A 5,645-nucleotide genomic window follows, 5' to 3' on the forward strand; every position below is an offset into this window, starting at 1 on the left:
GGGGGGGGGGGGGGGCCCCCCCCTCCGGGGGGGGGGGGGGCCCCCACGTTCCGGACCGGCCGGGCCGGCGGCGCGTCCGGGGTGAGCGCCTGCCGAGCCGGCCGGGGCCGACCGGATGGACGGTGGGCACGGGGGAGCCGACCGGCCACCCGGGGTCTTCGGGTGGTTGTGCGTACTGCGGGTGGTGCGATCCGGATGGGCGGCGAGCCCGGGGGGAGTCGCTCGCCGCCCATCCGGAGTTCTGGGGGTCATCTCCGGGCGGACTGCTCGTCCTCGGAGGGGCCGGTCCTGCCCGGACGGGTGTCCGGCAGGGTGGGGAGGTTCGACGGGGTCGGGATCGCGTTGCCCTTGCCGGGCTTGGCCTTGCCGTCGCCGTTGGTGTCCTCGTTGCCGTTGGTGTCCTCGTTGCCGTTGGTGTTGCCGTTGGTGTTCCCGGTGCCGGTACCGGTACCGGTACCGGTCCCGTTGCCCTTGCCGGGCTTGGCCTTGCCGTCGCCGTCGCCGTTGCCCTTCCCGGCGCCGGAGGGGCTCGGCTGCGGGCCGGTGCCCTGGTGGTCCCCGTGCTCCTGGCCGGGGGCGCCCTCGCAGTAGTCCTGGACCTCGTCCGCTCCGCCGGCCGCCGCGACCAGCGGGGCGAACAGCGGGTCGCCGGCCAGCTTCCCGGGGCGTTCGCCCTTGCCCGTACGGTCCGCGAAGCGCTGGCAGAGCGGGACCAGGGCGGCGGGCGGGGCGGGGTGCCCGGGGTGCTCGCCGGCCGTGGGGCCGTCGGGCGAGCCGGGGTCGGACGGGACGGTGCGGTGCGGGTCCGCGGGGGCGCCGATGGACGGCCGGGTGGGTCCGCCCGGGGAGGCGGAGCCGGAGCCGGTTCCGGTGGAGGTGCCGTGCGGGGAGCCGGACGGGCCGCCCGGGGCGGCGACCGCGTGCTCGGGTTCGGACGGGCCGCCGCCCAGGGCGGACGGCAGGTTGCCGGTGCCGGCGGCGACCGCGACCCCGCACAGCGCGGTGGCGCCGAGCACGGCGGCAGCGGCCTTCGTGCTGAAGGCCCTGGCCAGCGCGGCGGTTGCCATGGATCGTCTCCGGAGGGGTGTCACTACGGGGTCGGGCGTGAGACTCGCCTGCCGGAACGCGGCCAGGGCGGCCTCCTCCCCGGCCAGTTCGGCGGCCGTCGCCGGGGCGGCGGCCGCGGCCAGCACCCGGGCGAGCTGCCCGGGACCGTCCGGTCCGGTGAGCGAGGCGTCCTGCCCGGCCGACGGGCCGCCCACGGCACCGCCGAGCAGGTGCTCGGCGGCATCACGGTCGATCCGACGGGATCGGTTGGTGCTCATCTCATGTCCTTCAGCGTCGCGGCCCGGCGTTCTGTCACACCCTGCGGAGAAGTTTTTTCCGTGGGTTCCACGGCAGGTCGCCCCGCGGACTCCCGCGCCCGGGCCGGCGACCGTTCCCCGGCGGCCGCTTCGGCCCGGCGGGCAGCCGGCTCGGCCCGGCGGGCGCCCGGTTCGGCCTGGCGGGCGGCCGGGATCCCGGCCCCGGAGGCGAAGGGCTGGTCCAGCAGCTTGGCCAGTCGGCGCAACCCCCGGTGGGCGGCCATCCGGACGCTGCCGGCCCGCTTGCCGAGCACCCGGGCCGCGCTCTCGGCGTCCAGTTCCATGACCACTCTCAGCAGCACCGCCTCGGCCTGGTCGCGCGGCAGCCGGGAGATCAGGGCCAGCGCGTCGGCGGTGCCGACGGTGGCGAGGGCGGTGCGGGCGGTGTCGTCCCCGGCGGCCAGTTCGGCCAGGTACTCGTACGGCAGGTCGGCGACCGGGCGGCGGCGCCGGGCGCGCAGGTGGTCCATCGCCCGGTTGCGGGCGACGGTGGCGGCCCAGCCGCGGAAGCCGTCGCCGTCGCCGGAGAAGCCGCGCAGGTCGCGGGCGATCTGGAGCCAGGCCTCGGACGCGATGTCCTCGGCGTCCTGGACGTCCTCGGGCCGCCCGCCGACGAGCACCCTCAGGTAGCGCAGCAGGCCCGGCTGGACGGTCCGGAACAGCAGCCGGAACGCCTCTTCGTCCCCCTCCTGTGCGGCGCGGACCGCCTCGGTCAGGTCGGTGGGAGCGGGGCCCCCGCCCGGTGGTGGGCCGACGGAGGGTACTGGTCCGGACCGGCCGAGGGGGCTGCCGGTGCCCGCTCCGGGCTGTTCTGCACTCTGCACCCGCCACATGATGCGCCATCCGGGCCAACGGGTCGGCTCCGGTCGAAGGACCGGGCCGGACGGGGCCAAGGTCCCGTGGACGGCTGCCGTTCGCCCGCAGCCCCGGGACACCGCCCCTGCCTACCTTGTCGGTAGGCGAATCGATCCGGGCGCCGACCGCGCCCCGGACGCCGGGCCCGCCGACGCGCCCGACCCTCGCCGTGACCCCTCGCCGTGACCCCGCGACCCCGCCGCGCCCGTTCTTACGACGCCCGCCCGAACCCGTTCGGGCGGGCGCTTCCGGGCTGTCCCCGGCCGGAGCGGGGCCGGGACGACCGCACGACCAGCAGGGAAAGACCGCGATGACGACTGCCCACGAGCTCCACACGACGGGACTGCGCGAACACCTCGCGCCCGCCCTGCGCGCCCTGGGCCTCACCGGTCGGCAGCAGGCCTTCGTCCTGCCGGACGACACGCACCGGCTGCTGGTCGAGCTGGTCGAGCGGCCCGCCGCCGACCGGGTCGCCTTCACCTTCGGGCTCCGCGTGGTCCGTCGGGCCAGCGGCGCCGACGGAGCGGGCGGCGCCGACGGGGCCGGTGGCGGCGACGCAGCGCGTGGCGGCGGGACCGACGGGGAGCGGCCGGGCCCGGACGCCGGGGGCGGCGTCGAGGTCTGGCGGGCCCGGATCGGCGAGGTGCTGCCGGTCGGCGAGGACGTCTGGTGGGAGGTGCTGCCCGGGCCGCGCTGGCGGCTGCCGTTGGACGACGCCGTCGCCGCCGTCCGCGACTACGGCCTGCCGGAGCTGCGGCGCCGGGCCGCGGCGGACCTCTCCCCCACCGCCGGACCGTACCTCTCCCCCGCCGAGCTGGAGGACGTCAACGCCGCGCTGCTGACCGCCTCGGTGGCCCGGGTGCAGCGTGCCGAGCTGGCCGACGGGGCGCTGGTGCTGACCGGCGCCTGGACCCGGGGCGACGGGGTCGCCCGGACGGTGCTGGCCGGAGCGGCACAGGGCTTCCTGTCCGCCGGGGACGAACGGTTCCGCACGGTGCGGTGCCTGGACACACTCGGCCGGGAGCTGTGGGCCTTCGGCCCGACGCACCCCTAGAACGGCGCAGGTCGGCGGGGGTGTCACGGGCCGCACCGTGACAGCTGTCATGCGGATCAGGCAACGGACGGCACTGCTCTGACGGAGGGTCGGACGGCGAAGCTGGAGGCACGACGCGGGCAGCGGCCCGCGGCCACCAGCCGGGGAGGAACCCACCATGAGCAGCCAGACCGTCAGCGCCGCCGGCACCGTTCCCGCCACCACCACGCCCGCCACCGCCACCGCCACCACCGCCCCCGCCCCCGCGGACGGGGCCGCCGCCCCGGCGCCGAACCCGGTGGCCTCGGGGCTCCGTCCGCTGGTCCTCGACGTGGCCGCCCCGCTGGCGGGGTACTACCTGCTGCACTCGGTCTGCGGCCTCAGCGAGTTCGCCGCGCTGGCCTGGAGCAGCGTCTTCCCGGCCGGCCGGACCGTCCTCGGCCTGCTGCGCGAGCGTCAGGTCAACCTGTGGGCCGCGCTGATGCTGGCGGTCAACCTGGCGGGCCTGGCGCTCACCTTCGTCACCGGCGACGCCCGGATGATGATCGCCAAGGACGGTGGGCTGAGCGGCACCGTGGCGCTGGCGATCCTGGTCTCCGCGGCGGTCGGCAAGCCGGTGATGACCCCGGTGCTGATGCCCTTCCTCACGAAGGGGAAGCAGGACCGCGCCGCCGCCTGGCAGCGGCTGGTCGAGGGCCGGGCGGCGGGCTCGCGGGCCTTCCGCCGCCACGAGCGGGTGTTCGCCGGCATCTGGGGCACCGCGCTGCTGGCCGAGTGCGCGGCCCGGGTGGTCGGCGCCTTCACCCTGCCGGTGTCGACCATGGCCTGGCTGTCCACCGTGTTCCTGATCGGCGCGATCGCGGCCGGTTCGCTGCTCGGCCGGATCGCGGTCGACCCGATCGAGAAGCTGGTCGCCGCCGAGACCGGGACCCCGACCGCGGCCTGAGCCCCCGTCGGTGCGCCGCCGGGCACGCAGCCGGAGCGCAGCCGGCACACCGTCGGTACGCCGTACGAACTGCCGGTGCCGAGGGTTCGAACGATCAGGAACCAATGGGATCTCCCGGGAGTCCATATAACGAGGGGATAACGGGATCCCCCGAGACGACCGACCGGGGAGCCCCACATGCGGACCGACGCACTGACCACCACCGAGGACCGCACCCTCGTCTGGGACGGCTGCCTGAACGTCCGTGACCTGGGCGGACTCCCCACCGCCTCCGGCCGCCCGACCACCCGCGGCGCGATAGCCCGGGCGGACAACCTGGACCGGCTGACCCGCGAGGGCTGGGACGCCCTCCTCGACCACGGTGTCCGCACCGTGGTCGACCTGCGCAACGCCGAGGAGTACAAGCCGCTCCTCCCGCTGCCCGACGGCGTCGAGCTGGTCCGCGTCCCGCTGGACGAACTGGCCGGTCCCGCCTGGTGGGCGGCCCACGGCCGACTGGACGGCACCCCGCTGGCCTTCCGCCCCTACCTGGAGCACTGCCCGCACGCCGCCGCCGCGCTGGTCACCGCGATCGCCGACGCCCGCCCCGGCGGCCTGGTGGTGCACTGCGGCGCCGGGCGCGACCGCACCGGCCTGGCCGCCCTGCTGCTGCTCGCCCTGGCCGGGGTCGACCGGGCCTCGATCGCCGAGGACTACCTGCTGAGCGGCCCCAACGTCCGCCCGCTGTACGGGATGCTCGGCCTGCCGGACCCGTACCGCCGGATCGACGCCGCGCTGGCCGAGGCCGGGACCACCGCCGAGGCCGCCCTGGCCGCCGCGCTCGACGGGCTGGACCCGGCGGGATACCTGCTCGCGGCCGGGGTCACGCCCGCCCAGGTCGCCGCCGTCCGGGGCCGACTGCTGCCCGCCGCGTAGGAGTCGCGGAGTTCGACGCGGGGCGAGCACAAGCTACCCGACGGTAAGCGTCAACCGATGGTTGACGATCCTCGGATCGACAACCTACGGTTGACGCATGGAGAATCCCGTTGTCCCCAACACCACTCCGCTGCGCCTCGACGACCTGATCGCCGCGATCAAGAAGGTCCACACCGACGCGCTCGACCAGCTCTCCGACGCGGTCATCGCCGCCGACCACCTCGGCGAACTCGCCGACCACCTCATCGGCCACTTCGTCGACCAGGCCCGCCGCTCCGGCGCCTCCTGGACCGACATCGGCCACAGCATGGGCGTCAGCAAGCAGGCCGCCCAGAAGCGCTTCGTCTCCAAGGGCCCGGGCAGCCCGGCCGACCTCGACCCCAGCCAGGGCTTCTCCCGCTTCACGCCCCGGGCCCGCAAGGTCGTGGTGGCCTCGCAGGAGGAGGCCCGCCGGGCCAACAACCCCGAGATCGGCCCCGAGCACATCCTGCTCGGCCTGCTCGCCGAGCCCGAGGGCATCGGGCTCAAGGCG

The 5,645-nt window shown here is 76.4% G+C and carries 6 protein-coding genes; 4 read left to right on the forward strand and 2 right to left on the reverse strand.

Annotation, left to right across the window (positions count from 1 at the left end; all coding sequences use genetic code 11):
• Positions 1-248 precede the first annotated feature (248 nt).
• Together ACFXPX_RS43240 and ACFXPX_RS43245 are read right to left on the reverse strand one after the other, a co-directional pair.
• On the reverse strand, positions 249-1,325 hold the full coding sequence (locus tag ACFXPX_RS43240; RefSeq protein ID WP_380645056.1) for a hypothetical protein: 1,077 nt from the start codon (positions 1,323-1,325) through the stop codon (positions 249-251).
• Positions 1,322-2,197: an RNA polymerase sigma factor gene (locus ACFXPX_RS43245; protein WP_380645058.1), complete on the reverse strand. Its 876-nt coding sequence runs from the start codon at positions 2,195-2,197 to the stop codon at positions 1,322-1,324. Before ACFXPX_RS43245 ends, ACFXPX_RS43240 begins: the two co-directional genes overlap by 4 nt.
• A 332-nt stretch (positions 2,198-2,529) precedes the next feature.
• On the opposite strand from ACFXPX_RS43245, the gene ACFXPX_RS43250 reads away from it, so the two are divergent.
• The 4 genes from ACFXPX_RS43250 to ACFXPX_RS43265 form a co-directional block, all read left to right on the forward strand.
• The gene (locus tag ACFXPX_RS43250; protein WP_380645059.1) at positions 2,530-3,273 is read left to right on the forward strand and encodes a hypothetical protein; all 744 of its coding nucleotides are present in this window, start codon (positions 2,530-2,532) and stop codon (positions 3,271-3,273) included.
• A gap of 157 nt (positions 3,274-3,430) precedes the next feature.
• The gene (locus tag ACFXPX_RS43255; protein WP_380645060.1) at positions 3,431-4,198 is read left to right on the forward strand and encodes a VC0807 family protein; all 768 of its coding nucleotides are present in this window, start codon (positions 3,431-3,433) and stop codon (positions 4,196-4,198) included.
• 177 nt (positions 4,199-4,375) lie between these two features.
• Positions 4,376-5,113, forward strand: coding sequence for a tyrosine-protein phosphatase (locus ACFXPX_RS43260; RefSeq protein WP_380529394.1), 738 nt, complete (start codon positions 4,376-4,378; stop codon positions 5,111-5,113).
• Positions 5,114-5,210: 97 nt separating this feature from the next.
• The coding region (locus ACFXPX_RS43265) for a Clp protease N-terminal domain-containing protein (protein ID WP_380645062.1) at positions 5,211-5,645 on the forward strand (435 nt) is incomplete at its 3' end.

Source organism: Kitasatospora sp. NPDC059146, assembly GCF_042786665.1.
Lineage (GTDB): Bacteria > Actinomycetota > Actinomycetes > Streptomycetales > Streptomycetaceae > Kitasatospora.